Annotated in this window: 20 protein-coding genes and 1 tRNA gene; 15 read left to right on the forward strand and 6 right to left on the reverse strand. The window is 69.5% G+C overall.

Features of this window, described 5'->3' with window-relative positions:
* Positions 1-194: 194 nt before the first annotated feature.
* The 6 genes from ACFZDJ_RS06345 (at position 195) to ACFZDJ_RS06370 (ending at position 7419) form a co-directional block, all read left to right on the forward strand.
* Entirely contained in the window at positions 195-1244 is a 1050-nt protein-coding gene (locus ACFZDJ_RS06345; protein WP_391056497.1) for an ABC transporter substrate-binding protein, read from the forward strand.
* Between the two features lie 104 nt (positions 1245-1348).
* Positions 1349-2203, forward strand: a complete 855-nt coding sequence (locus tag ACFZDJ_RS06350; protein ID WP_391056499.1) for a siderophore-interacting protein — start codon at positions 1349-1351, stop codon at positions 2201-2203.
* 153 nt (positions 2204-2356) lie between these two features.
* Complete coding sequence (gene desA, locus ACFZDJ_RS06355; RefSeq protein ID WP_391056501.1) at positions 2357-3814, forward strand: lysine decarboxylase DesA; 1458 nt, start codon at positions 2357-2359, stop codon at positions 3812-3814.
* Positions 3798-5084 carry a SidA/IucD/PvdA family monooxygenase gene (locus ACFZDJ_RS06360; protein ID WP_391056503.1) on the forward strand — a complete coding sequence of 429 codons (1287 nt, stop codon included), beginning with the start codon at positions 3798-3800 and terminating at the stop codon, positions 5082-5084. The genes desA and ACFZDJ_RS06360 overlap by 17 nt, the downstream gene beginning before the upstream one ends.
* Positions 5081-5650, forward strand: a complete 570-nt coding sequence (locus ACFZDJ_RS06365; protein WP_391056506.1) for a GNAT family N-acetyltransferase — start codon at positions 5081-5083, stop codon at positions 5648-5650. The genes ACFZDJ_RS06360 and ACFZDJ_RS06365 overlap by 4 nt, the downstream gene beginning before the upstream one ends.
* On the forward strand, positions 5647-7419 hold the full coding sequence (locus ACFZDJ_RS06370) for an IucA/IucC family protein (RefSeq protein ID WP_391056509.1): 1773 nt from the start codon (positions 5647-5649) through the stop codon (positions 7417-7419). The genes ACFZDJ_RS06365 and ACFZDJ_RS06370 overlap by 4 nt, the downstream gene beginning before the upstream one ends.
* A 57-nt stretch (positions 7420-7476) precedes the next feature.
* Here ACFZDJ_RS06370 and ACFZDJ_RS06375 read toward each other — a convergent pair whose 3' ends face one another.
* Positions 7477-9063: a family 20 glycosylhydrolase gene (locus ACFZDJ_RS06375; protein WP_391056511.1), complete on the reverse strand. Its 1587-nt coding sequence runs from the start codon at positions 9061-9063 to the stop codon at positions 7477-7479.
* Between the two features lie 85 nt (positions 9064-9148).
* On the opposite strand from ACFZDJ_RS06375, the gene ACFZDJ_RS06380 reads away from it, so the two are divergent.
* On the forward strand, positions 9149-10018 hold the full coding sequence (locus ACFZDJ_RS06380) for a DUF4429 domain-containing protein (protein ID WP_391056514.1): 870 nt from the start codon (positions 9149-9151) through the stop codon (positions 10016-10018).
* A gap of 38 nt (positions 10019-10056) precedes the next feature.
* Here ACFZDJ_RS06380 and ACFZDJ_RS06385 read toward each other — a convergent pair whose 3' ends face one another.
* The gene (locus tag ACFZDJ_RS06385) at positions 10057-11622 is read right to left on the reverse strand and encodes a fibronectin type III domain-containing protein (RefSeq protein ID WP_390928629.1); all 1566 of its coding nucleotides are present in this window, start codon (positions 11620-11622) and stop codon (positions 10057-10059) included.
* 164 nt (positions 11623-11786) lie between these two features.
* Between ACFZDJ_RS06385 and ACFZDJ_RS06390 the strand changes: the two genes are divergently transcribed.
* A complete protein-coding gene (locus ACFZDJ_RS06390; protein WP_075029205.1) occupies positions 11787-12044 on the forward strand; it encodes a hypothetical protein in 258 nt (85 codons plus the stop codon).
* Between the two features lie 13 nt (positions 12045-12057).
* On the forward strand, positions 12058-13875 hold the full coding sequence (gene glmS, locus ACFZDJ_RS06395; protein ID WP_168508827.1) for a glutamine--fructose-6-phosphate transaminase (isomerizing): 1818 nt from the start codon (positions 12058-12060) through the stop codon (positions 13873-13875).
* Positions 13876-14055: 180 nt separating this feature from the next.
* Here the strand turns inward: glmS and ACFZDJ_RS06400 are convergent, their stop codons facing one another.
* Positions 14056-14625, reverse strand: a complete 570-nt coding sequence (locus ACFZDJ_RS06400) for a GPR1/FUN34/YaaH family transporter (RefSeq protein ID WP_384918833.1) — start codon at positions 14623-14625, stop codon at positions 14056-14058.
* A gap of 182 nt (positions 14626-14807) precedes the next feature.
* Positions 14808-15335: a universal stress protein gene (locus ACFZDJ_RS06405; protein ID WP_384918831.1), complete on the reverse strand. Its 528-nt coding sequence runs from the start codon at positions 15333-15335 to the stop codon at positions 14808-14810.
* 324 nt (positions 15336-15659) lie between these two features.
* On the opposite strand from ACFZDJ_RS06405, the gene ACFZDJ_RS06410 reads away from it, so the two are divergent.
* From ACFZDJ_RS06410 to ACFZDJ_RS06430, 5 genes are all read left to right on the forward strand, one after another.
* Complete coding sequence (locus tag ACFZDJ_RS06410) at positions 15660-16745, forward strand: hypothetical protein (RefSeq protein ID WP_391056516.1); 1086 nt, start codon at positions 15660-15662, stop codon at positions 16743-16745.
* A gap of 378 nt (positions 16746-17123) precedes the next feature.
* The gene (locus ACFZDJ_RS06415; RefSeq protein ID WP_390927001.1) at positions 17124-18353 is read left to right on the forward strand and encodes a helix-turn-helix domain-containing protein; all 1230 of its coding nucleotides are present in this window, start codon (positions 17124-17126) and stop codon (positions 18351-18353) included.
* 131 nt (positions 18354-18484) lie between these two features.
* A complete protein-coding gene (gene orn, locus ACFZDJ_RS06420) occupies positions 18485-19087 on the forward strand; it encodes an oligoribonuclease (RefSeq protein WP_390926999.1) in 603 nt (200 codons plus the stop codon).
* Positions 19088-19193: 106 nt separating this feature from the next.
* Positions 19194-19266, forward strand: a tRNA-His gene (locus ACFZDJ_RS06425).
* Between the two features lie 113 nt (positions 19267-19379).
* Positions 19380-19895: a GNAT family N-acetyltransferase gene (locus tag ACFZDJ_RS06430; RefSeq protein WP_391056519.1), complete on the forward strand. Its 516-nt coding sequence runs from the start codon at positions 19380-19382 to the stop codon at positions 19893-19895.
* A 2-nt stretch (positions 19896-19897) separates the two neighbouring features.
* Here the strand turns inward: ACFZDJ_RS06430 and ACFZDJ_RS06435 are convergent, their stop codons facing one another.
* Both ACFZDJ_RS06435 and ACFZDJ_RS06440 read right to left on the reverse strand, forming a co-directional pair.
* Complete coding sequence (locus ACFZDJ_RS06435) at positions 19898-20728, reverse strand: serine/threonine protein kinase (protein WP_390926995.1); 831 nt, start codon at positions 20726-20728, stop codon at positions 19898-19900.
* Between the two features lie 36 nt (positions 20729-20764).
* The gene (locus ACFZDJ_RS06440; protein ID WP_266582615.1) at positions 20765-21820 is read right to left on the reverse strand and encodes a LacI family DNA-binding transcriptional regulator; all 1056 of its coding nucleotides are present in this window, start codon (positions 21818-21820) and stop codon (positions 20765-20767) included.
* A gap of 429 nt (positions 21821-22249) precedes the next feature.
* Between ACFZDJ_RS06440 and ACFZDJ_RS06445 the strand changes: the two genes are divergently transcribed.
* Positions 22250-23581, forward strand: a complete 1332-nt coding sequence (locus ACFZDJ_RS06445) for an extracellular solute-binding protein (protein WP_390926991.1) — start codon at positions 22250-22252, stop codon at positions 23579-23581.
* The last annotated feature ends 5 nt before the right edge of the window (positions 23582-23586 follow it).

Consider the following 23586-nt stretch of genomic DNA (forward strand, 5'->3'; position numbering starts at 1 on the left):
TCGTTGAGCGCGCATCATGTCTGAAAACGACGTGTGTCACACGGGAGTTGAGCCTCGCCGACCAAGCCGTCACCCAGGCAGCCCGCAGATTTCGGTAGGCGCCACGCACCCTGGACAATTGGTGAGGTTAGGCTAACCTACCTTCGAACTCGTCCGGCGGGCGCTCCCGCCCCGTGCCGAAAGCAGCCACACACATGTCCAACGCCCGTGCCACCCACCTCACCCGACGCGGCATCCTCGCCGCCGGCGGCGCCCTCGGTCTCGGCGCCGTTCTCGCCGCCTGTGGCGACGACGACGGCAAAAGCGGTGGCTCGGAGTCGACGAAGGCCGCCGCCGCCAAGTCCGGCCCCTGGACCTTCAAGGACGACCGCGGCACGACGGTGAAGCTGGACAAGGTCCCGGCGAACATCGTCGCCTTCACCGGTGTCGCCGCCGCCCTCCACGACTACGGCGTCGAGGCCAAGGGCGTCTTCGGCCCGACCACGACCAAGGACGGCAAGGCCGACGTCCAGGCCGGCGACATGGACGTCAGCAAGCTGACCGTCCTCGGCAACGAGTGGGGCCAGTTCAACATCGAGAAGTACGCGACCCTCGCGCCCGACGTGCTGATCTCCACCATGTTCGATTCCGCGGGCACCCTCTGGTACGTCCCCGAGGAGTCCAAGGCGAAGATCCTCAAGCTCGCCCCGAGCGTCGGCATCTCCGTCTACGACCGTCAGATGCCCGTGTCGTTGCAGCGCATGCTCGCGCTCGCCGTGTCGCTGGGCGCCGACGAGAAGTCCGCCAGGATCGCCGAGGCGAAGAAGAAGTTCGAGACGGCCGCGGAGCGGCTGCGCACGGCGGCCAAGGCCCGCCCCGAGATCAAGGTGCTCGCCGGTTCCGCGAGCCAGGACATCTTCTACGTCTCCGGCTCGAACCTCTCCATCGACCTGGAGTACTTCAAGGCGCTCGGCGTGAACATCGTCGAGCCCTCCGCCAAGGCCCTGAAGGCCAGCGGCGGCTGGTTCGAGAACCTGAGCTGGGAGAACGTCGACAAGTACCCGGCGGACATCATCATCATGGACGACCGCAGCGCGACCATCCAGCCGGCCGACATCACCGAGGCCACCTGGAAGAAGCTGCCCGCCGTCAAGGCCGGCCAGGTCATCGCCCGCTCCCCCGAGCCGATCGTGTCGTACGACAAGTGCACCCCGCTCCTCGACAACCTCGCCGAGGCGATCGAGAAGGCCAAGAAGGTCGCCTGACACCCCGCGGTGAATCCCTGCCGCGAACCCCTGAAGTGAACCCGCGAAGTGAACCCGCGAAGTGAACCCAGACGTGAACCCCTGACGATGACTCAGGAGCACCCATGACGACGGCCATAGCCGCCCCGTTCCGCTTCTTCTCCCTCCAGGTCGTACGGACGAGGCGGCTCGGCCCGTCGCTGGTCCGGATCACCTTCGCCGGTGACGACCTGGTGGCCTTCGCCTCCCACGGCCAAGACCAGAGCCTCTCCCTCTTCCTGCCGCACCCCGGCCAGACCGAGCCCGCCGTCCCCTACGAGCTGGGCGACAGCTGGTGGCAGGGCTGGCGCGAACTCCCCGACGACGAACGGGCGGTGATGCGCTCATACACGCTGCGGGCGCTGCGCCGGGACGCCCGGGGCCGTACCAGCGAGATCGACATCGACTTCGTCCTGCACGGTGTGGAGCCGGACGCCGAGGTCCCCGCGGGTCCCGCGTCCCAGTGGGCTTCCCGCGCGGCGGCCGGTGACCGCGTCGTACTGCTCGGCCCGGCGATCGAGGACAACCGGGCGATCCGCTTCCGTCCGCCCGCCGACACCGACCTGGTCGTCCTGTGGGCGGACGAGACCGCGCTGCCCGCCGCCTCCGCGATCCTCGAGTCGCTGCCCGCCCACACCCGCGTCCGGGCCTGGCTGGAGGTCCAGCACGCCGAGGACATCCAGGACCTGCTGGTCACCGCCGAGGCGGAGATCACCTGGCTCGTGCGCGACGACGGGGCCCCCATGGCCGTCGACGCCGTACGCGCCGCCCGGCTGCCGGCCACCGCGAGCCCGTACGCCTGGATCGCGGGGGAGTCCGGGTGCGTGAAGGAGATGCGCCGTCATCTCGTGCGCGAGCGTGGCATCGACCGCAGGCGGGTCACCTTCGTCGGCTACTGGCGGCGCGGGCTGACCGAGGAGCAACTGCGCGAGCAGGACTGACCGTTCGCGAGAAGTCACAGGTGGGGCGGGGTCGCAGATCGACTTAGGTTAGGCTAACCTAAGTTGAACGCCGGGACCCCGCCCCCTTCTCGTCCCGGCCCAGCCCTCGCCCCACCCGTCCCGCTCGGACTCTCCCGCACGGAGGACCCCCACATGCGCTCGCACCTGCTCAATGACACGACCGCGGAGCGGTACCGCCGCTCCGTGACCGAAGGAATCGAGCGGGTGGCGGCCAAACTCGCCACCACCGACCGACCGTTCACGGGTGTCACGGTCGACGCCCTCGCCCCCCGTATCGAGCAGATCGACCTGGACCGCCCGCTGCACGACACCAGCGCCGTCCTCGACGAGCTCGAAGAGGTCTACCTCCGGGACGCGATCTACTTCCACCACCCGCGCTACCTCGCGCACCTCAACTGCCCGGTGGTCATACCCGCCGTGCTCGGCGAGGCCGTCCTGTCCGCCGTCAACTCCTCCCTGGACACCTGGGACCAGTCGGCCGGCGGCACCCTCATCGAGCGCCGGCTCATCGACTGGACCAACGAGCGCATCGGCCTCGGCCCGGCCGCCGACGGCGTGTTCACCAGCGGCGGCAGCCAGTCCAACCTCCAGGCCCTGCTGCTGGCCCGCGAGGAGGCCAAGCCGGGGAGTGAACCGGGCGACACCGCCGCCAAACTCCGCATCTTCGCCTCCGAGGTCAGCCACTTCAGCGTCAAGAAGTCGGCCACACTCCTGGGCCTCGGCGCGGACTCCGTCGTCTCGATCCCCGTCGACCACGACAAGCGCATGCAGACGCTCGCCCTCGCCCACGAACTGGAGCGCTGCGAGCGCGACGGTCTGATCCCCATGGCCGTCGTCGCCACCGCCGGCACCACCGACTTCGGCTCCATCGACCCGCTGCCCGAGATCGCCGAGCTGTGCGCCCAGTTCGGCGCCTGGATGCACGTGGACGCGGCCTACGGCTGCGGACTGCTCACCTCCCTGAAGAACCGGCACCGCCTCGACGGCATCGAGCGCGCCGACTCCGTCACCGTCGACTACCACAAATCCTTCTTCCAGCCCGTGAGTTCGTCCGCCGTGCTGGTCCGCGACGCCGCCACCCTGCGCCACGCCACCTACCACGCGGAGTATCTGAACCCGCGCCGCATGGTCCAGGAGCGGATCCCCAACCAGGTCGACAAGTCCCTGCAGACCACCCGCCGCTTCGACGCCCTCAAGCTGTGGATGACGCTGCGTGTGATGGGCGCCGACGGCATCGGCGAACTCTTCGACGAGGTCTGCGACCTGGCCCAGGAGGGCTGGAAGCTGCTCGTCGCCGACCCCCGCTTCGACGTGGTGGTCGAGCCGTCCCTGTCCACCCTCGTCTTCCGCTTCATCCCGGCCGCCGTCACCGACCCGGCCGAGATCGACCGCGCCAACCTGTACGCCCGCAAGGCCCTGTTCGCCTCCGGTGACGCCGTCGTCGCGGGCACCAAGGTCGGCGGCCGCCACTACCTGAAGTTCACCCTGCTCAACCCCGAGACCACGGCCGACGACATCGCCGCCGTGCTCGGTCTGATCGCCGGCCACGCCGAGCAGTACCTGGGAGAGTCCCTTGACCGCGCTTCCTGAATCCGTCGAAGCCACTGGAAAGACCTACGACTTCGTGGGCATCGGGCTCGGGCCCTTCAACCTCGGCCTCGCCTGCCTCACCGAGCCGATCGCCGAACTGGACGGCGTCTTCCTCGAGTCCAAGCCCGACTTCGAGTGGCATTCGGGGATGTTCCTGGAGGGCGCGCACCTCCAGACCCCGTTCATGTCGGACCTGGTGACCCTCGCCGACCCGACCTCCCCGTACTCCTTCCTCAACTACCTCAAGGAGTCCGGACGGCTGTACTCCTTCTACATCCGCGAGAACTTCTACCCGCTGCGGGTCGAGTACGACGACTACTGCCGCTGGGCCGCCTCGAAACTGAGCAGCGTCCGCTTCAGCACGACGGTCGAGGAAGTGACGTACGAGGGCGATCTGTACCACGTACGGACGACGGCCGGTGAGGTGCTACGCGCCCGCCATCTGGTCCTGGGCACCGGAACACCCCCGTACATCCCCGAGGCCTGCGCGGACCTCGGCGGCGACTTCATCCACAACTCCCGCTATCTCCAGCACAAGCGGGAGCTCCAGGCGAAGAAGTCGATCACGCTCGTCGGCAGCGGCCAGTCCGCCGCCGAGATCTACTACGACCTGCTCAGCGAGATCGACGTCCACGGCTACCGGCTGAACTGGGTCACGCGCTCCCCGCGCTTCTTCCCGCTCGAGTACACCAAACTCACGCTGGAGATGACCTCCCCGGAGTACATCGACTACTTCCACGCGCTGCCCGAGCCGACCCGCTACCGCCTCCAGAGGGAGCAGAAGGGCCTGTTCAAGGGCATCGACGGCGAACTGATCGACGCGATCTTCGACCTGCTCTACCAGAAGAACCTCGGCGGCCCCGTCCCGACGCGACTGCTCACCAACTCCTCCCTGAACACGGCCGCTCACGAGAACGGCACGTACACCCTGGGCCTGCGCCAGGAGGAGCAGGGCAAGGACTACGAGCTGAGCTCCGAGGGCCTGATCCTGGCCACCGGCTACAAGTACGCCGAACCCGCGTTCCTGAAGCCGGTCCGCGACCGGCTGCGCTACGACACCCGCGGCAACTTCGACGTGGCCCGCAACTACGCCATCGACACCACGGGCCGCGGCGTCTTCCTCCAGAACGCGGGCGTCCACACCCACAGCATCACCAGCCCCGACCTGGGCATGGGCCCGTACCGCAACGCGTCCATCATCCGTGAGCTGCTCGGCACCGAGTACTACCCGGTCGAGAAGACGATCGCGTTCCAGGAGTTCGCCGTATGAGCACAACGAGCCGTACAGACACGACCACCGGCGTGGGCACCTTCACCATCCGCCCTCTCGACCCCCTCCAGGACGCCGAGTTGCTGCACGGCTGGGTGACGCATCCCAAGGCCGCCTTCTGGATGATGCAGGAGGCGAAACTGCACGACGTGGAGCGCGAGTACATGGCCATCGCGGCCGGCGAGTACCACGACGCGTTCCTGGGGTCGCTGGACGGCGAACCCGTGTTCCTGATGGAGCGGTACGACCCGGCGCACGTGGAGCTGGTCGGTCTGTACGAGCCCGCGCCCGGAGATGTCGGCATGCACTTCCTGGTCGCGCCGGCGGAGACGCCGGTGCACGGGTTCACCCGGGCGGTGATCACCGCGGTGATGGAGCACCTGTTCGCCGATCCGACGACCGCACGGGTCGTCGTCGAGCCCGACGTGCGCAACACGGCCGTGCACGCGCTGAACGAAGCCGTCGGGTTCGTGCCCGAGCGCGAGATAGAGAAGCCGGAGAAAAGGGCGTTGCTGAGCTTCTGCACCCGGGAGCGGTTCGAGCGGGCGGCGGGGGTGGCCGTATGAGCCTCGCCGACGCCGTGGCCCACCTCTCCCCCGAGCGCTGGGAGCGCGCGGGCCGCCTCCTCGTCCGCAAGGCCCTCGCCGAGTTCGCGCACGAGCGCCTCATCACTCCGGAGGCCGACGGCGACGGCGGGTACGTCGTCCGCAGCGACGACGGTCTGACCCGCTACCGCTTCACCGCCACCCTGCGCACCCTCGGCCACTGGCAGGTCGACCCCGATTCGATCACCCGCCACCGCGACGGAGCCGAACTCCCGCTCGCCGCACTCGACTTCTTCATCGAGCTGAAGACGTCGCTGGGCCTGAGCGACGAGGTGCTGCCGGTCTACCTGGAGGAGATCTCCTCCACCCTCTCGGGCATCTGCTTCAAACTCACCAAGCCGCAGATCCCGTCCGCCGAGCTCGCGAAGGCCTCCTTCCAGGAGATCGAGACCGGCATGACCGAGGGCCACCCCTGCTTCGTCGCCAACAACGGGCGGCTCGGCTTCGGCGTGCACGAGTACCTCTCGTACGCGCCCGAGACCGCGAGCCCGATCCGGCTGGTGTGGCTGGCCGCGCACCGCTCCCGGGCCGCCTTCACCGCGGGTGTCGGCATCGAGTACGAGTCCTTCGTGCGCGAGGAGCTGGGCGCCGGGACGGTCGAGCGGTTCTCCGCCGCCCTCACCGAACAGGGCCTGGACCCCGAGGACTACCTGCTCATCCCCGTCCACCCCTGGCAGTGGTGGAACAAGCTCTCGGTGACCTTCGCGGCGGAGGTCGCCCAGCGCCACCTGGTCTGCCTCGGTGAGGGCGACGACGAGTACCTGGCCCAGCAGTCCATCCGGACGTTCTTCAACACCACCAGCCCCGGGAAGCACTATGTGAAGACGGCGCTGAGCGTCCTCAACATGGGCTTCATGCGCGGTCTGTCCGCCGCCTACATGGAGGCGACCCCGGCGATCAACGACTGGCTGGCCCAGCTCGTCGAGAACGACCCGGTGCTCAAGTCCACCGGCCTGTCGGTCATCCGCGAACGCGCCGCCGTCGGCTACCGCCACCTCGAGTACGAGGCCGCCACCGACCGCTACTCCCCGTACCGCAAAATGCTCGCGGCCCTGTGGCGCGAGAGCCCGGTCCCCTCGCTCCAGGAGGGCGAGAGCCTGGCCACCATGGCCTCCCTCGTCCATGTCGACCACACGGGCGCCTCCTTCGCGGGCGCGCTGATCGAGCGGTCCGGGCTGACCCCCGTGGAGTGGCTGCGCCGCTATCTGCGCGCCTACTTCACGCCCCTCCTGCACAGCTTCTACGCCTACGACCTGGTCTACATGCCGCACGGCGAGAACGTCATCCTCGTCCTCAAGGACGGCGCCGTGCAGCGCGCGATCTACAAGGACATCGCCGAGGAGATCGCCGTCATGGACCCGCAGGCGGTGCTGCCGCCCGTGGTCGAGCGGATCCGCGTCGAGGTCCCCGAGGACAAGAAACTCCTGTCCATCTTCACGGACGTCTTCGACTGCTTCTTCCGCTTCCTGGCGGCCGACCTGGCCGGCGAGGGCATCCTCGACGAGGACGACTTCTGGCGGACGGTCGCCGAGTCCGTACGCGAGTACCAGGAGTCGGCGCCCGAACTCGCCGACAAGTTCCGGCAGTACGACATGTTCGCGCCCGAGTTCGCGCTGTCCTGCCTGAACCGGCTCCAGCTGCGCAACAACAGGCAAATGGTGGACCTGGCCGATCCGTCCGGCGCACTCCAGCTGGTCGGCAGCCTGAAGAACCCGATCGCGGGTCTCTGAGGCCGATGGGGCTCAGGAGTACGGTCCTCCTGAGCCCCGTCCTTCCCGTTGGGCCGTCTACGCCGTGGGCCAGGGCACCTGGGGCGAGCGGTAGTAGCCGATCCCCAGGGCCTCCCAGCGCGGCCCCTGCGCCGCGAGCCGCACCTTGTAGGTGTCCCAGTCGTGCGTCGACGCGGGCGACCAGCCGAGTTCGGCCGCTCCGGGCAGCCGCGGGAAGGTCATGTAGTCGATGTCGGCCCCCGTGACGATGGTCTCCGTCCACAGCGGCGCCTCGACGCCCCGGATCGCCGAAGCCGGGGCTCCCGGAAGGTAGGCGCCCGGATCCCAGTCGTACGACCGTTTCACCTCCACCAGGCCCGCCCAGTCCTGCCCGAGCGGGGTGTCCGCGGTGTACTTCATGTCGAGGTAGACCCGGTCGGCGGGCGACAGCACGAGCCCCGTCCCGTTCCGCGCGGCCTCGGCGACCTGCGCCTTCTCCGTGGCACTGGTGTCGTCGAGCCCCCAGTACTGCGCGATCGCGCCCTTCACCGGGTGCGCCCCGGTCAGCTGGTGCCAGCCGACCACCGTCTTCCCGTACTTGGCGACGACCGGCTGCACCTTGTCCATGAAGGCGACGTAGTCGGCGTGGCTGGTGGAGTGGGCCTCGTCCCCACCGATGTGGAGGTACTTGCCCGGCGTGAGTGCCGCCAGCTCCCGCACGACGTCGTCCACGAAGTCGTACGTCACGGGCTTCGCCACGCACAGCGAGCTGAATCCGACGTCGGTGCCGGTGTAGAGCGGGGGCGCGGTCCCGTTGCAGTTCAGCTGGGCGTACGAGGCGAGCGCGGCGTTGGTGTGGCCCGGCATGTCGATCTCCGGGACGACCTCCAGATAGCGGGAGGCCGCGTACCGCACGATCTCCTTGTAGTCGGCCTTGGTGTAGTAGCCCCCGTGCCCGCCGCCGACCTGCGTGGACCCTCCGTACGTGGCGAGCCGCGGCCAGGAGTCGACCGCGATGCGCCAGCCCTGGTCGTCGCTCAGGTGCAGATGCAGTTTGTTGACCTTGTAGAGCGCCAACTCGTCGATGTAGCGCTTGACTTGCGCGACGCCGAAGAAGTGCCGGGAGACGTCGAGCATCGCGCCGCGGTAGCCGTAGCGCGGGCTGTCCTTGATGGTGCCGCCGGCGACGAGCCAGGGGCCGCGCTGCACGGAGTTCTTCTCGACGGCGGCGGGCAGCAGCTGGCGCAGCGTCTGGACGCCGTGGAAGAGCCCGGCGGGCGCGGCGGCCGTGATGGTGACGCCGCTGTGCCCGCTGTCCAGGCGATAGCCCTCGGCACCCGTGGACCCCGCCGCGATCCGCAGCCGGATACCGCCCGTGCCGTGCGTGGTGACGGGCAGTCGGTACCCGGTGGAGGGACGCAGGACGTCGGCCAGATACGCGCCGACCCGGCGGGCCTGAGGCGAGTCCTCGACCCGGATACGCGTGCTGTCGGTGATGCGGTACGGGGATCCGCCCGCGTCGACCGAGGCGGGGGCCGGCACCACCTGCCCGAGCGGGGTCGCGGTGCGGCCCGACTCGGAGTGTGCCGCACCGGCGACTGAGATACCGGCGGCCGCCACGAGCAGCAGCGTACCGAGGAGGCGGGGCGTTCTGTGCTGTCTCACATGCGCTCCCTTCGAAGGACCCTGCAAACGAATTGCGGATGGGTATAGACCACTCTTCCGCAGACCCGGTGAAACAATCCCCCTCATGGCGGAAATCATCCAGAAGGACGGGACGTGGACCTTCGACGGCGACGCGCTGCGGCTGACTCCCGGGCGCGACAAGAACGTGAGCCTGCTCCGCAAGACCTTGGGTGAACTGACTGTCCCGCTGGGAGCGTTGGCGGGGATTTCCTTCGAACAGGGCAAGAAGAGCGGGCGGTTGCGGCTCCGGTTGCGCGACGGCGCCGACCCGCTGCTCCAGGCGACCGGCGGCAAGCTCGCCGAGCCGAACGACCCCTACCAGCTCGCCGTGGAGTCCGACCGCTACGGCGTCGCCGAGTACGTCGTCGACGAGGTCCGGGACGCGCTGTTTCTGGACCGGGTGCCGGCCGACCCGGTCGACAGCTATCTGCTCCCGGGCCCCTCCGTACCGCTGTCCGTCTCCGCCGGCGACGGCACCGCGAGCTTCGACGGCGAGCACGTACGCCTGGAGTGGAACTGGAAGACCGAGGACTCCAAGTCCGCCGCCGGCGCCCGCTCGCTCGCCCTCGCCGACCTCACCACCGTCGAGTGGCACCCCGCGGTCGGCCTGGAGAACGGCTACCTCCGCTTCACCGTCCGTGGCGCGGAGACCAAGGCCCCACCGAAGTACGACCCCCACTCCGTCGAGCTGTGGGGCTTCAAGAAGGACCCGCTGATGGCCCTGGTCGCGGCGGCGGTACAGGCCCGGCTCCCGCATCCCACGGCATTCCCGGAAGCCGCGCAGGCGGCGGAGCAGCCCGCCGCGATCGCCCCGGAGGACGACCACGACGCCCTGCTCCGCCGCCTGCGCGAACTGGGCGAACTCCACAAGTCCGGCATCTTGACCGACGAGGAGTTCGCGACAGCCAAACGGGCGGTCCTCAAGCGGATGTAGAAATCCGCGACGAGAACCGCCCGCCGGCCGTCCCGCGGCTAACGAACCCGTCGAGCCACCGTGAAGTGGTCAACCTCCGCGCCCGTCTCGGCTATCCCCCGCACCGTCAGCGTGGCCAGCCGACCCTGGTGCGCGGGCGTGACATCCACCCGGAGGAAGGAGTAGTTGAGGTAGCGCACCCGGGACCAGGCGACCGTCTCGTTCTGCTTGCCGTCCTTGAGGTTGATGAAGGAGGCGACGGAGTCGACCTCGTTCTCGTGACCCTCGTACGACTCCGGGGCGGTGAACGCGTACAGGCTCCGCCCGGCCGCGCCCGCCGTCACGTACACGACACCGTCGGTCTCCGGGTACGCCGTGCCGCCGATCGGCAGCTTCTTGGTGACCGCGTTGCCCTTGATGACGTCCGTGCGCTCGTACTGGTGGTTGTGGCCGTTGATGACCAGGTCCACCGTGTACTTCTCGAACAGCGGCACCCACTCCTGTCGCACGCCCCCCTCCGAGGCGTGCGCCGTGGAGGTGCAGTACGCGCAGTGGTGGAAGAAGATCACGATGAAGTCGACGTCCTTGGACGCCCGGAACTTCTTGAGCTGGCCCTCCAGCCACTTCGTCTGCGTTCCTCCGGAGATGCCCAGGTTCGCCGGGATCTCGAAGGAGATGTCGTTGGCGTCCAGCGAGATGATCGCCGTGTTGCCGTAGACGAAGGAGTAGACGCCGGGCAGGTTCTTCTTGTCGGGCCCGTTGTCCGGAAGCGTCCAGCGGGCCTCCTCGCCGCCGTAGCCGTTGGGCGAGTACCAGGCCTCCATGTCGTGGTTGCCGTACGCAGGCATCCACGGGACCTGCTTGGCGACCGTCTCGGTCTGGGCGAGGAACTGGTCCCAGATGCGCGAGTCGAAGCCGGTGTCCTCCTTCTTGCCCGCGCCGGCCGGGTCCGCGTACGCGATGTCGCCGGCGTGCAGGTGGAAGGCCGGGTTCTGGCCGAGCAGCAGGGCGTCGTTGGCGAGGCCGTGGTAGCCGACGCCCTCGTCGCCGAAGGCCGTGAAGGTGAACGGCTCGGCGTGCGAGGGCGCGGTGGTGAAGGTGCCGAGCGTGCCCAGCAGGTGGGGCGCGCAGGGGTCGAAGCCCGCGTGGCCGACACCGTAGTAGTACGTCTTGCCGGGGCGCAGGTGGGTGAGCTTGGCGTGCAGGTAGTACTGCGTGTGGTCGCCGCTCGCGCCGACACCCGCCGGGGTGTAGAGGGTGCGGACCTCGGCCTCGATCTTGCGGGAGAGGTCCCAGGGGTGGGCACCGATGCGGATGAACGGCTTCTTCACCTCGGCCGGAACCTGCCAGGAGACCGTGATCTCCGTACGCGGGTCATTGCCGAAGGCGAGGTGACGGCCGAAGGGGGCGACGAGGGCGCCGTCGACCTTCTCGGTCGAGGTGGCGGTGGCCCGCGTCGGGACCGCGGCCTGTGCGACGGCGCCGGGCACGAAGGTGCCGCCCGCGACGGCGCCGAGGGTCACGGCCCCGCCTCTGATCATGTTGCGCCGGGAGAACTTGGCGCGGAGATACTCGTGCTGCTCTGCCATGGTCATGCGCTCGGCGAGCTTCTCCGGTACGCCCATGCGTGGAGTGTCCATGGCCACAGAAGTTGCTCCCGGCAATCGACGCGGCACAAGACGCAGGATGGACAGCTTGCTAACAGACCCCCATAAGACCTTCAACAGTCACCTGCCCGATATCGGGCAGGATTCTTGCGAAACGGCTCTTGGTACCCCAGGATCAACGGGTGCACGACGAACTTGTTGATCACCTGACGCGCTCCACCCCCCTGAACCGGGGCGAGGCACTGCGGGTGGTCCAGGACGTGCTCGCCTACTTCGACGAGACGACCGAGGACTACGTCCGTCGCCGCCACCGCGAGCTCCAGGCCCAGGGCCTGGTCAACGCGACGATCTTCGAACGGATCGAGGCGGACCTGAAGTACCGCGCGGTCGCGCCGCCGGAGCTCACGCTCAGGCAGTTGCGCCGCATTGTCTACGGCTGAGGAATACATATATATGTGCGGAATCGTCGGATACATCGGCAGGCGTGACGTGGCACCGCTGCTGCTCGAAGGCCTCCAGCGCCTGGAGTACCGCGGCTACGACTCGGCGGGCATCGTCGTCACGACGCCGAAGTCGGCCGGTCTGAAGATGGTCAAGGCCAAGGGCCGGGTCCGTGATCTCGAGGCCAAGGTCCCCGCACGCTTCAAGGGCACCACCGGCATCGCCCACACCCGCTGGGCCACTCACGGCGCCCCCTCCGACGTGAACGCGCACCCCCACATGTCCGGCGACAGCAAGGTCGCGGTCGTCCACAACGGCATCATCGACAACGCCTCCGACCTGCGCAAGAAGCTCGAGGCGGACGGCGTCGAGTTCCTCTCGGAGACCGACACCGAGGTCCTCACCCACCTGATCGCCCGCTCCCAGGCCGAGAAGCTCGAGGACAAGGTCCGCGACGCACTCCGGGTGATCGAGGGCACGTACGGCATCGCGGTCCTGCACGCCGACTTCCCCGACCGCATCGTGGTGGCCCGCAACGGCTCCCCGGTCGTCCTCGGCATCGGCGAGAAGGAGATGTTCGTCGCCTCGGACATCGCCGCCCTGGTCACCCACACCCGCCAGATAGTGACTCTGGACGACGGCGAGATGGCCACCCTCAAGGCCGACGACTTCCGTACGTACACCACCGAGGGCACCCGTACGACCGCCGAGCCGACCACCGTGGAGTGGGAGGCGGCCTCGTACGACATGGGCGGCCATGACACGTACATGCACAAGGAGATCCACGAGCAGGCCGAGGCCGTGGACCGGGTGCTGCGCGGCCGTATCGACGACCGGTTCTCCACCGTGCACCTCGGTGGCCTGAACCTGGACGCCCGTGAGGCGCGCCAGATCCGCCGCGTGAAGATCCTCGGCTGCGGCACCTCGTACCACGCGGGCATGATCGGCGCCCAGATGATCGAGGAGCTCGCCCGTATCCCCGCGGACGCCGAGCCGGCCTCCGAGTTCCGCTACCGCAACGCGGTCGTCGACCCCGACACCCTGTACGTGGCCGTGTCCCAGTCCGGTGAGACGTACGACGTACTGGCCGCCGTGCAGGAGCTGAAGCGCAAGGGCGCGCGGGTGCTCGGTGTGGTCAACGTCGTCGGCTCGGCGATCGCCCGCGAGGCGGACGGCGGCATGTACGTCCACGCGGGCCCCGAGGTCTGCGTCGTCTCGACGAAGTGCTTCACCAACACGACCGTCGCGTTCGCGCTGCTCGCCCTGCACCTCGGCCGCACCCGCGACCTGTCGGTCCGCGACGGCAAGCGGATCATCGAGGGCCTGCGCAAGCTGCCCGCGCAGATCTCCGAGATCCTGGAGCAGGAGGACGAGATCAAGAAGCTGGCCGAGGAGTACGCCGAGGCCCGCTCGATGCTCTTCATCGGCCGCGTCCGGGGCTACCCGGTGGCCCGTGAGGCCTCCCTGAAGCTCAAGGAGGTCTCGTACATCCACGCCGAGGCCTACCCCGCCTCCGAGCTCAAGCACGGCCCGCTGGCGCTCATCGAGCCCGCGCTGCCCACGGTCGCGATCGTCCCCGACGACGACCTCCTGGAGAAGAACCGCGCCGCCCTGGAGGAGATCAAGGCCCGCAGCGGCAGGATCCTCGCGGTGGCTCACCAGGAGCAGGAGAAGGCCGACCAGACGATCGTCGTCCCGAAGAACGAGGACGAGCTGGACCCGATCCTCATGGGCATCCCGCTGCAACTCCTCGCCTACCACACTGCGTTGGCCCTGGGCCGCGACATCGACAAGCCCCGCAACCTCGCCAAGTCGGTGACGGTGGAGTAAAAATCCACCAGCCCACCGAAGCGACAATTGCGGAACCCCCGCGGCGCGCAACCAACTCCGCGAGAGCGGCGCCGGCTTAGGCGCAAAGAACGAGAACGGGTCCCTGTGCCACGCCACCAGCGCACAGGGACCCGTTCCTTCAGGGGGCCGGGGCCGCCCATGCCCCGGCCCGCGCCGACGTCAGCCGGTGGCCGTCACCCCCCGGCCGGCGGCGCGTCCCGGAAGCGTGGTGGGCCAGTGAGCCATGGCCGCCGTGGCCCCGTACCAGGCGAGCGCTCCGCCGGCGACGGCGCACCAGCCGCCGACCTTCCCCAGACCCCCGCTGTCGCCGAACTGCCCGACGGCCAGCAGGAGAAGGGCGACGAAGAGCAGCGCGTACGTTCCTCGGGTGAGAAGTGAGGCGCCGCTCGCGCCCGCGGTCAGGCTCAGCGCGACGAGCGCGAACAGGAGCAGGAAGAGACCGGTCGCGTTGGCGGACATCTGCGTGCCGGCCGTGACGCCCCAGGTGAACCAGAACGCGCCGAGCGCCGTGAAGGCCGTACCGGTGAAGGCGTCGTGGTCGCGGAAGGCGAACAGCCCGGCTACGAAGAGCGCGATGCCACCGACATAGGTGGCGAGCGAGACGGAGTCGGCCGCTGTCACGCCGTCGATCACTTGGGTGTGACCGAGGCCGAAGAGCAACAGGGTGAGGCCGAGCGCGAGGTGGCCGAGGGTCGAGGTGATGCTTCCCGCGGAGACGTCATTGTCCACGGCGGGCTCCCTTCATGCATGTGCAGTTGTGCTGCGTGGTACCGGCCGTGCGGTTGGTCCGGTGACCGGTATGTACCCTTCACAAGGGCACAAACCACCTCTACGCGTGAGTAGATTCATGCCGTTCCAGGCACCCGCCAAAGGGAGTTGACGGTAGGTCAGGGGGTCTGTCGGGGGATGCGTCAGGGGATGACGATCACCGGGCGCCGCGCACGCTTCGCGAGCCGTCCGGCCACGGAGCCGAAGATGCGCCCGACGATGCCGTGCGTGGAGCCGACGACGATCGCGTCCGCCTCGTACTCCCGTCCGACCTCTTCGAGTTCATGACAGATGTCACCGCCGCGCTCGACGAGGATCCAGGGCACCTCGGCCAGATATTCGGCGCACGCGAGTTCAAGGCCGAGTACCTCGGTGCGGTGGTCGGGCACGTCGACGAAGACCGGTGGTTCACAGCCCGCCCACACGGTGGTGGGCAGCCGGTTCGCGACATGCACGATGATCAGGCCCGAGCCGGAGCGGTGGGCCATGCCGATCGCGTAGGCGAGGGCGCGCTCGCTGGACGTCGAACCGTCGAAACCGACGACGACGCCGTGCTTGAAGGCAGGATCGCAGGACTGGCGGGGTTCTTCCGCCGCCAGGGGCTCGGCCGACGTGGGATCGGCGAGCGGGCGCTTGCGGTCCGCGGGATCGAAGAATTCGTGACCGGCCATGGGTATCTCGGCGTTTAGATCCTCGTGGTGGGGACGACAACGTGCGGCAGAGCTGTGTCCGGGAATCATCTTCCCAACCCCATACCCCCAAGGGTACGGCGGCACGCCTCCTCTGCCCAGATCTCGCGCGCACTGCGCGGCGTTCCCCGGAGCATGCATGAGAGGCGCCCTTAACGCAATGGTTGCTGCCCCGTACAGGCGGTTTGCACAGGGTTCACCCAGGCGCGCGGTCTTTCGTAGGTGACCGGCGGGTCGAACACGCGTTGAACCGATGAGCCACCGCCATGGAGAGCACTGGAGTACCAGGTAACCAGGGAGCAGACCGTGCCAGGACCAGAGACCGCGTCCGACCCCTCCTCCCCGGCACCCGCCACGTCACCCGGGCCGGACACGGCGAGCGAGGTGGTGCGGTGGGCGGCCTTCAGCTGCGTCCTGGTCCCCGTCGTCCTCGTCGGGTTCGGCACCTCCCTGGCCGGCGCGGCCGGTACGGCGCTGGGCCTGGCGGCCGTGACCGGTGCCTGCCGGGTCCTCCTGCGCCAGTCCGAGCGCGTCGCGGCCCGCCTCCATGCGGACGAGCCGGTCTCACCCCGGGCCCGGCACAGCAGGACCGGCCGCCACGGTGGCATCCCGCACCACCACCACGGCCGCCCCAGGCATGGCCGCCGGGGTCGCACCGAGGCGCCCCGCGGGGGGAGAGACCCCGGTGCCCGGGACGACGGGGTCCATGGCGAGACGGCCCACGCCGAGGGGACCACCCCCGGCACCCGGAGCGCCGGGGCCGGGGCTCCGGGTGCCGGGGCCCGGAGCGACCAGGGCCGCGCCGCGCAGGACCGGGACGCACGGGACCGGGACGCACGGGACCGGCAGGCACGGGACCGGGACGCACGGGACCGGGACGCACGGGACCGGGACGCACGGGACCGGCAGGCACGGGACCGGGACGCACGGGACCGGGACGCACGGGACCGGCAGGCACGGAATCCGGACGGACGGAATCCCGGCGCACGGGCCCAAGACACGGCGAACCCGACCGGACAGGACCGGACCCCGGGAAACCCGGCCGAGCGAGACGGGTACCCGGAGAACCTGATCACCTGGGACCGGGCCCCGCAGAACCTGATCACGTGGAACCCGAGCGACTGGAACCGGGACGCGCAGGATCCGGACACCCGGGTCCAGGACGCACAGGATCCGGACACCCGTGTCCGGGACGCTCGGGGCCGGGACACGCGCGACCAGGACACACGGCGCGACGCCCCTCGCGGCGGCGTCCCGCCCGAGCGCCCCGCACGGCACCGTGGCACGCAGGATTTGGCCGACTCGCACATCATGAACGGCTTGCAGGGCAGTAGTGGCTCGGGGGCGCACAGGGGCGGGCGTCACGGCGAAGGAAAGAAGCCGGTTGACTGACCGGTTTGCGCGCACGCCCCCGATTCTTTTCAGCCAACTTCGGTCACCCGCGCGTCCCTTGCTCGAACGACCCCCCAACCCGCGTTCCACCTGCACCGAAAGGCCTCTGGAGGGCGTACGCACCCTATGGGGATTGGCCACTGACACGAGGCGCACTTCCCTGCAAGGCTCACGAGTGCAACGCTTCGTGATCGAATGCTTCACGCCAAGTTGCCATGTCGACATTCTGCCGAGTGCCGAACTGGTCACCTTGGCGCCACGGGACACAGTAGATTCGATCTTGACTGTCTTACGGCGGGGGACTCGTGCAGGACCGAGGGGAAACGTGCAGGAGCGACACAACCGAGGAGCCGCGACCACCGAGGGGGGCTTAGCAGTATGAGCCACGACTCCACTGCCGCGCCGGAAGCCGCGGCCCGGAAACTTTCCGGGCGACGCCGCAAGGAGATCGTCGCGGTGCTGCTGTTCAGCGGCGGCCCCATCTTCGAGAGTTCCATACCGCTGTCGGTGTTCGGGATTGACCGCCAGGACGCCGGCGTGCCGCGCTACCGACTTCTGGTGTGCGGCGGCGAAGAAGGCCCGCTGCGGACCACAGGGGGCCTGGAACTCACCGCGCCGCATGGCCTGGAGGCGATCTCGCGGGCGGGCACCGTCGTGGTGCCGGCCTGGCGTTCGATCACCTCTCCGCCACCGGAGGAGGCGCTCGACGCGCTGCGCCGGGCGCACGAGGAGGGAGCCCGCATAGTCGGACTGTGCACCGGCGCCTTCGTGCTGGCCGCCGCCGGACTGCTGGACGGCCGACCGGCGACGACCCACTGGATGTACGCACCGACGCTGGCCAAGCGCTACCCGTCGGTCCACGTCGACCCGCGAGAACTCTTCGTGGACGACGGGGACGTGCTGACCTCCGCGGGTACGGCGGCCGGAATCGATCTCTGTCTCCACATCGTGCGGACGGACCACGGCAACGAGGCGGCCGGCGCGCTGGCCCGCCGTCTGGTCGTGCCCCCGCGCCGGAGCGGCGGTCAGGAGCGCTATCTCGATCGGTCTTTACCAGAGGAGATCGGCGCCGACCCCCTCGCGGAGGTCGTCGCCTGGGCGCTGGAGCACCTCCACGAGCAGTTCGACGTCGAGACGCTGGCGGCACGCGCGTACATGAGCCGCCGCACCTTCGACCGCCGGTTCCGCTCGCTCACGGGGAGCGCTCCCCTGCAGTGGCTGATCACTCAGCGCGTACTGCAGGCGCAGCGGCTGCTGGAGACCTCCGACTACTCGGTCGACGAGGTCGCCGGACGCTGCGGCTTCCGTTCGCCGGTCGCGCTGCGGGGTCACTTCCGGCGCCAGCTCGGCTCGTCCCCGGCCGCGTACCGGGCGGCGTACCGCGCGCGCAGGCCGCAGTCGGAACGGCCGTCGGACGTGGACGGCTCCGCGGGCCAGGCCGGGCCACCGCCTGCCCTGAGCCAGGAGAGCCCGGTGCCGCTGCAGACCCGCCGCACGGCGGCCGCCACCGCCCTGGGCCCCTCGACGTCCCTGTCGACGGAGCCGGGCAAGACGGGCACCGAACTGTACGCGGCCGGGCGCCTGCCGGGGCAGCGCAGCGCGCCCTGAGGCAATGACGCGAGACGGTGGCGGCCCGGAACCCGACAAGGGTCCCGGGCCGCCGCCGTCCCAGGCCACCACGCAGGTCACCGCCGTCCCGGACCTGCCCGTGCGCCGGAGCGCGCCGTAGGGTTAGGGCCATGAACGATCGCATGGTGTGGATCGACTGCGAGATGACCGGGCTCTCGCTGTCGGAGGACGCACTCATCGAGGTGGCCGCACTGGTCACCGACTCGGAACTGAACGTGCTCGGCGAAGGGGTGGACATCGTGATCCGCCCGCCGGAGCGGGCGCTGGAGACGATGCCGGACGTGGTGCGCCAGATGCACACGGCCTCGGGCCTCCTCGACGAACTGGCCGAGGGCACGACCCTGGCCGACGCCGAGGCACAGGTCCTCGCCTATGTACGTGAGCACGTCAAGGACCCTGGCAAAGCCCCGCTGTGCGGAAACTCGGTCGGCACGGACCGGGGTTTCCTGTCGCGCGACATGCCGGCCCTCGAGGACTACCTCCACTACCGCATCGTGGACGTCTCCTCGGTGAAGGAGCTGGCCCGCCGCTGGTACCCCCGGGCCTACTTCAACAGCCCGGAGAAGAACGGCAACCACCGCGCCCTCGCCGACATCCGCGAATCCATCGCGGAGCTCCGCTACTACCGCGAGGCGATCTTCGTCCCGCAGCCCGGCCCCGACTCGGACACCGCCCGCGCCATCGCGGCGAAGCACGTGGTGTCCACCGAATGACGCATGTCCGGGGCCCCGAGGGACCCCGGAGAAAGCCTGGCGCGAGCACCCCTTCGGACCCTGTACACTTTTTCTCGGCCGGTCAGGGAAACCAAGACCGGTCGTGGTGGGTGTAGCTCAGCTGGTAGAGCACCTGGTTGTGGTCCAGGATGTCGCGGGTTCAAGTCCCGTCACTCACCCTGATCGACTGAGGCCCGGTCCGCACAAGCGGACCGGGCCTCAGTCGTACGGCGTGCCGTGCGGCCGTACGGCCGAGTCCGTGCGTGTCCGGTGTGCCCTCTAGGCTCACCCAATGCCCCCACCCCACCTGCCCACCCACACCCTGCGCACCGACCGCCTCGATCTTCTGCCTCTCCGTGTCGAGCACGCCGGGGAAATGGCCGAGGTGCTGTCCGACCCCGCGCTGCACACGTTCATCGGCGGCACACCCGCCACTCCCGAGGCCTTGCGTTCACGCTATGAACGCCTCGTCGCGGGCTCCCCCGACCCGGCCGTCCTCTGGTGCAACTGGGTCCTGCGGCTGCGCGAGGAGGGGTGTCTCGTCGGTACGGTCCAGGCGACGGTCACCGGGGAGGTCGCGGAGATCGCCTGGGTGGTGGGCATGCCCTGGCAGGGGCGGGGGTTCGCCGGGGAGGCGACGCGGGGGCTGGTCGGCCGGTTGGGCGAGGAGCCCGGCGTCCGTACGGTCGTCGCGCACGTCCATCCCGACCACCGGGCCTCCGCGGTCGTCGCCGCGGCCGCCGGGCTGGGCCCGACCGACCGGTACCAGGACGGCGAAGTCCGGTGGGAGCTGCCGCTACGGCGGTGACCTCAGCCCTCGTGCGGGTGATTGGCGGCCCGCCACGCGTCGGCGAACCGGTGGACGTCCTCGAAGCGTTCCTCGGGGTCGGACCGGGTCGCCCGGACGATCACCGCCTGCTGGGCCGGGGTGCCCCGCCAGGCGCGTTCCTCGTCGCCCGCGTCCAGCAGGAGCCGGGCGGTGCGGCCCAGGGTGAAGACGGTCGTACGGGTGTCGATCACGGCCCCGCACACGAACTCCTCGGGGGCCATGAACCGGCGCGAACCCGGCAGGCGTTCCTCCTCGACCACGAACGGTCCCGGCCGGTACTCGTCGAGGTCGACCAGGTGGACGACGTCGCCCCTGAAGTCGTACAGCAGCGCGCCGTCGTAGAAGTCGACCGCGACATGCCCGGCGACCTCCACCGCGAGATGGGCGTCGAGGACACGTTCGAAGGCGGCCAGGACGCGGGAGATCGGCAGGGCGCGGAAACGGGCCATGGGGGTGCCAGGGCTCGTACGGTCGCGCCGTCCGCCCACCATGGCCGGATACAGCACCTCGCCCTCCCGCCAGGGCATCACCACCGCCGCGCCGCCGCGCCCCACGGCGATGCGGTGGACCTGCGGCACGATCGCCCGGTGCCGTACGGCCCGGTGGAAGGCCCAGGCCCGTTCGAGCGAGTGCCGTCCGTCGTCGGTCACCGCCTCCTTGACGAACCAGCGCGCCCCGTCGAGCAGACGGACGCCGTACGACACGCACCCCGAGTCCTGCTCCGGGAACGCTTGGAACACCTCCCCCACCCTGCCCAGGTAGGGCTCCATGGCGGGCACTTCATCGACTCCGAGCAACGGATGGAGGACCATACCGATCAGATTGCCCTATCGAAGCCTTTCCGCGCGTTAGGACGAGGCCCGCACCACCAGTTCGGACGGCAGCACGACCTGCCGCTTCTCCAGACCGCGCGAGACCGCGGGCCGGCGGTCGGCGATCTCCCCGAGCAGCAGGTCGATCATGGCGCGGCCCATCTCCTCGATCGGCTGGCGCACGCTCGTCAGGGGCGGGTCCATGTGGCGGGCGATGGCGGAGTCGTCGTAGCCGACGAGGGCCACGTCGTCCGGTATGCGGCGGCCCACCTCGCGCAGGACCTGGCGGGCGCCCGCCGCCATCACGTCCGAGCCCGCGAACACCGCGTCCAGGTCCGGGCAGCGGGCCAGCAGCTCGGTCATCGCGCGCCGGCCGCCCTCCTCGGTGAAGTCGCCCGGGATGATCAGCCGGTCGTCCGCCTCGCGTCCGGCCGCGCGCAGACCCTCGCGGTAGCCGTCGACGCGGCGCTGGGCGCCGAAGACGTCGAGACGCCCCGCCAGATGGACGATCCTCTGGCATCCCCGGGCGATCAGGTGCTCGACGGCCATGCGGCCTCCGCCGTAGTTGTCGGAGTCCACGGACGGCAGAGTCTCGTCCGCCGAGCGGCGACCGCTGATCACGGCCGGGATCTCCAGCTGGGAGAGGAGGTCGGGCAGCGGGTCGTCGGCGTGGACGGAGACGAGGAGTACACCGTCGACGCGGTGCGCGGCCAGGTACTGGGCGAGGCGCTGCCGTTCCCGGTCGCTGCCCGCGAAGATCAGCAGCAGCTGCATCTCGGTGTCGGAGAGCTCCGCGCCGACGCCGCGCAGCATGTCCGAGAAGTACGGTTCCGCGAAGAAGCGGGTCTCCGGCTCGGGGACGACGAGGGCGATCGCGTCCGTGCGGTTGGCGGCGAGGGCGCGTGCCGCCGTGTTCGGGACGTAGCCGAGTTCGGCGACCGCCGCCTCGACGGCCGCGCGGGTCGCGTCGCTGACCCTCGGGGAGCCGTTGATCACCCGGGACACCGTGCCGCGGCCCACGCCCGCGCGTGCCGCGACCTCTTCCAAGGTCGGCCGGCCGCCTCCCCGGCCCCGCGCTCCGTGGCTTGCCATGGTCCGCCTCCCGTCGACGTCGCGCGCTCCGCGACTGGCCTGGAATCTAACAGCCCCGTTCACCACCGGGACCTCGGCAACCCGTACGTGAACGGTTCCGTGCCGATCTCGGCCAGGGGCCGTCGATCGACCGTTCCGCCGGGGCCAATACCCCACTGACACGAGCCACTTCAACCGTCCGCCGTCCCCCTCCCTCCCGCTCCCCGGAGTTAGTTAACAGGCCGATAACTGAACGCATCTCTCCGCGTCGGCTCCCTTGACACCCCCGCGCGAACCGACGACTCTTCAACACATCACCTGTGGGAGCGCTCCCACGGTACCTGACACATACACATCCCGCACGTTCCCCGCCCGAGCCGCAGCGAGAAACAACGGGCCCAACAGTGCAGTTGGCCGGGGGGTCGGCACGTCAGGCAACAGGAGGACGCAATGCGCACGATCACCCGTCGGTCCCGCAGTCTGGGGGCCCTCGCGGCCGTCGCCGCGCTGACCACAGGGCTGCTGGCCGGCTGTGCCGACGACAGTGGTGGAAGCAGCGGTGGGAGCAGCAGTGACACGGGCGGAGGCAAGGGCAAGACCACGATCACCTTGGGTCTCTTCGGCACTCAGGGGTTCAAGGAGGCCGGCCTCTACGCCGAGTACGAGAAGCTCAACCCGAACATCAAGATCGCCGAGAACGTCGTCGAGCGCAACGAGAACTACTACCCGGCGCTCGTCAACCACCTCACCACCAACAGCGGGCTGCAGGACGTCCAGGCCGTCGAAGTCGGCAACATCGCCGAGGTCGTGCAGACCCAGGCGAGCAAGCTCGTCGACCTGTCCAAGGTCTCGGGCGTGAGCAAGAGCAACTGGCTGGACTGGAAGTGGCAGCAGGCCACGACCCAGGACGGCCAGACGATCGGACTCGGCACCGACATCGGCCCGATGGCGATCTGCTACCGCAAGGACCTCTTCCAGCAGGCCGGCCTGCCCACCGACCGCGACAAGGTCGGGCAGCTGTGGGCGGGCGACTGGAACAAGCTCGTCGCCGCCGGTGAAACGTACAAGAAGAAGGCGCCCAGCGGCACCACCTTCATGGACTCCCCCGGTGGTCTGCTCAACGCGGTCATCAGCAGTGAGCAGGAGAAGTTCTACGACTCCTCCGGCAAGGTCATCTACAAGACGAACCCGGCCATCAAGTCCGCCTTCGACCTGACCGCGAAGGCCGCCTCGGAGGGGCTGGTCGGCGCGCAGACGCAGTTCCAGCCGGCCTGGGACACGACGATCGCCAACAGCAAGTTCGCCGCGGTGGCCTGCCCGCCGTGGATGCTCGGCTACCTCAAGGGCAAGTCGAAGCCGGACGCCGCGGGCAAGTGGGACGTGGCCGCCGCGCCCAAGTCCGGCAACTGGGGTGGCACCTTCCTGGCCGTGCCCAAGAGCGGCAAGCACGTCACGGAGGCCGAGAAGCTGGTCACCTGGCTGACCGCGCCCGCCCAGCAGGCCAAGCTGTTCAACGTGCAGGGCAGCTTCCCGAGCGCACCCGGTGCCTACAGCCTGCCCCAGGTGACCGGCGCGAAGAACACGATGACCGGTGACACACCGATCGGCACGGTCTTCGCCGAGGCCGCCAAGGCGATCCCGACCCAGGTGATCGGCCCGAAGGACCAGATCATCCAGCAGGGTCTGACCGACAACGGCGTCATCCTCGTCACGAAGGGCAAGTCGGCCGCGGAGGCCTGGAACACGGCCACCAAGACCATCGACAACAACCTGGAGAAGTGACCGGT

It is taken from the genome of Streptomyces sp. NPDC007896 (assembly GCF_042959425.1).
GTDB lineage: Bacteria > Actinomycetota > Actinomycetes > Streptomycetales > Streptomycetaceae > Streptomyces.

Coding starts and splice junctions, on each gene's coding strand:
- ACFZDJ_RS06350 (WP_391056499.1), top strand. CDS start 1,349: ATGACGACGGCCATAGCCGCCCCGTTCCGCTTCTTCTCCCTCCAGGTC.
- ACFZDJ_RS06345 (WP_391056497.1), top strand. CDS start 195: ATGTCCAACGCCCGTGCCACCCACCTCACCCGACGCGGCATCCTCGCC.
- ACFZDJ_RS06415 (WP_390927001.1), top strand. CDS start 17,124: ATGAGCCACGACTCCACTGCCGCGCCGGAAGCCGCGGCCCGGAAACTT.
- orn (WP_390926999.1), top strand. CDS start 18,485: ATGAACGATCGCATGGTGTGGATCGACTGCGAGATGACCGGGCTCTCG.
- ACFZDJ_RS06435 (WP_390926995.1), bottom strand. CDS start 20,728: ATGGTCCTCCATCCGTTGCTCGGAGTCGATGAAGTGCCCGCCATGGAG.
- ACFZDJ_RS06405 (WP_384918831.1), bottom strand. CDS start 15,335: ATGGCCGGTCACGAATTCTTCGATCCCGCGGACCGCAAGCGCCCGCTC.
- ACFZDJ_RS06370 (WP_391056509.1), top strand. CDS start 5,647: ATGAGCCTCGCCGACGCCGTGGCCCACCTCTCCCCCGAGCGCTGGGAG.
- ACFZDJ_RS06365 (WP_391056506.1), top strand. CDS start 5,081: ATGAGCACAACGAGCCGTACAGACACGACCACCGGCGTGGGCACCTTC.
- ACFZDJ_RS06380 (WP_391056514.1), top strand. CDS start 9,149: ATGGCGGAAATCATCCAGAAGGACGGGACGTGGACCTTCGACGGCGAC.
- ACFZDJ_RS06445 (WP_390926991.1), top strand. CDS start 22,250: ATGCGCACGATCACCCGTCGGTCCCGCAGTCTGGGGGCCCTCGCGGCC.
- glmS (WP_168508827.1), top strand. CDS start 12,058: ATGTGCGGAATCGTCGGATACATCGGCAGGCGTGACGTGGCACCGCTG.
- ACFZDJ_RS06385 (WP_390928629.1), bottom strand. CDS start 11,622: ATGGGCGTACCGGAGAAGCTCGCCGAGCGCATGACCATGGCAGAGCAG.
- desA (WP_391056501.1), top strand. CDS start 2,357: ATGCGCTCGCACCTGCTCAATGACACGACCGCGGAGCGGTACCGCCGC.
- ACFZDJ_RS06440 (WP_266582615.1), bottom strand. CDS start 21,820: ATGGCAAGCCACGGAGCGCGGGGCCGGGGAGGCGGCCGGCCGACCTTG.
- ACFZDJ_RS06430 (WP_391056519.1), top strand. CDS start 19,380: ATGCCCCCACCCCACCTGCCCACCCACACCCTGCGCACCGACCGCCTC.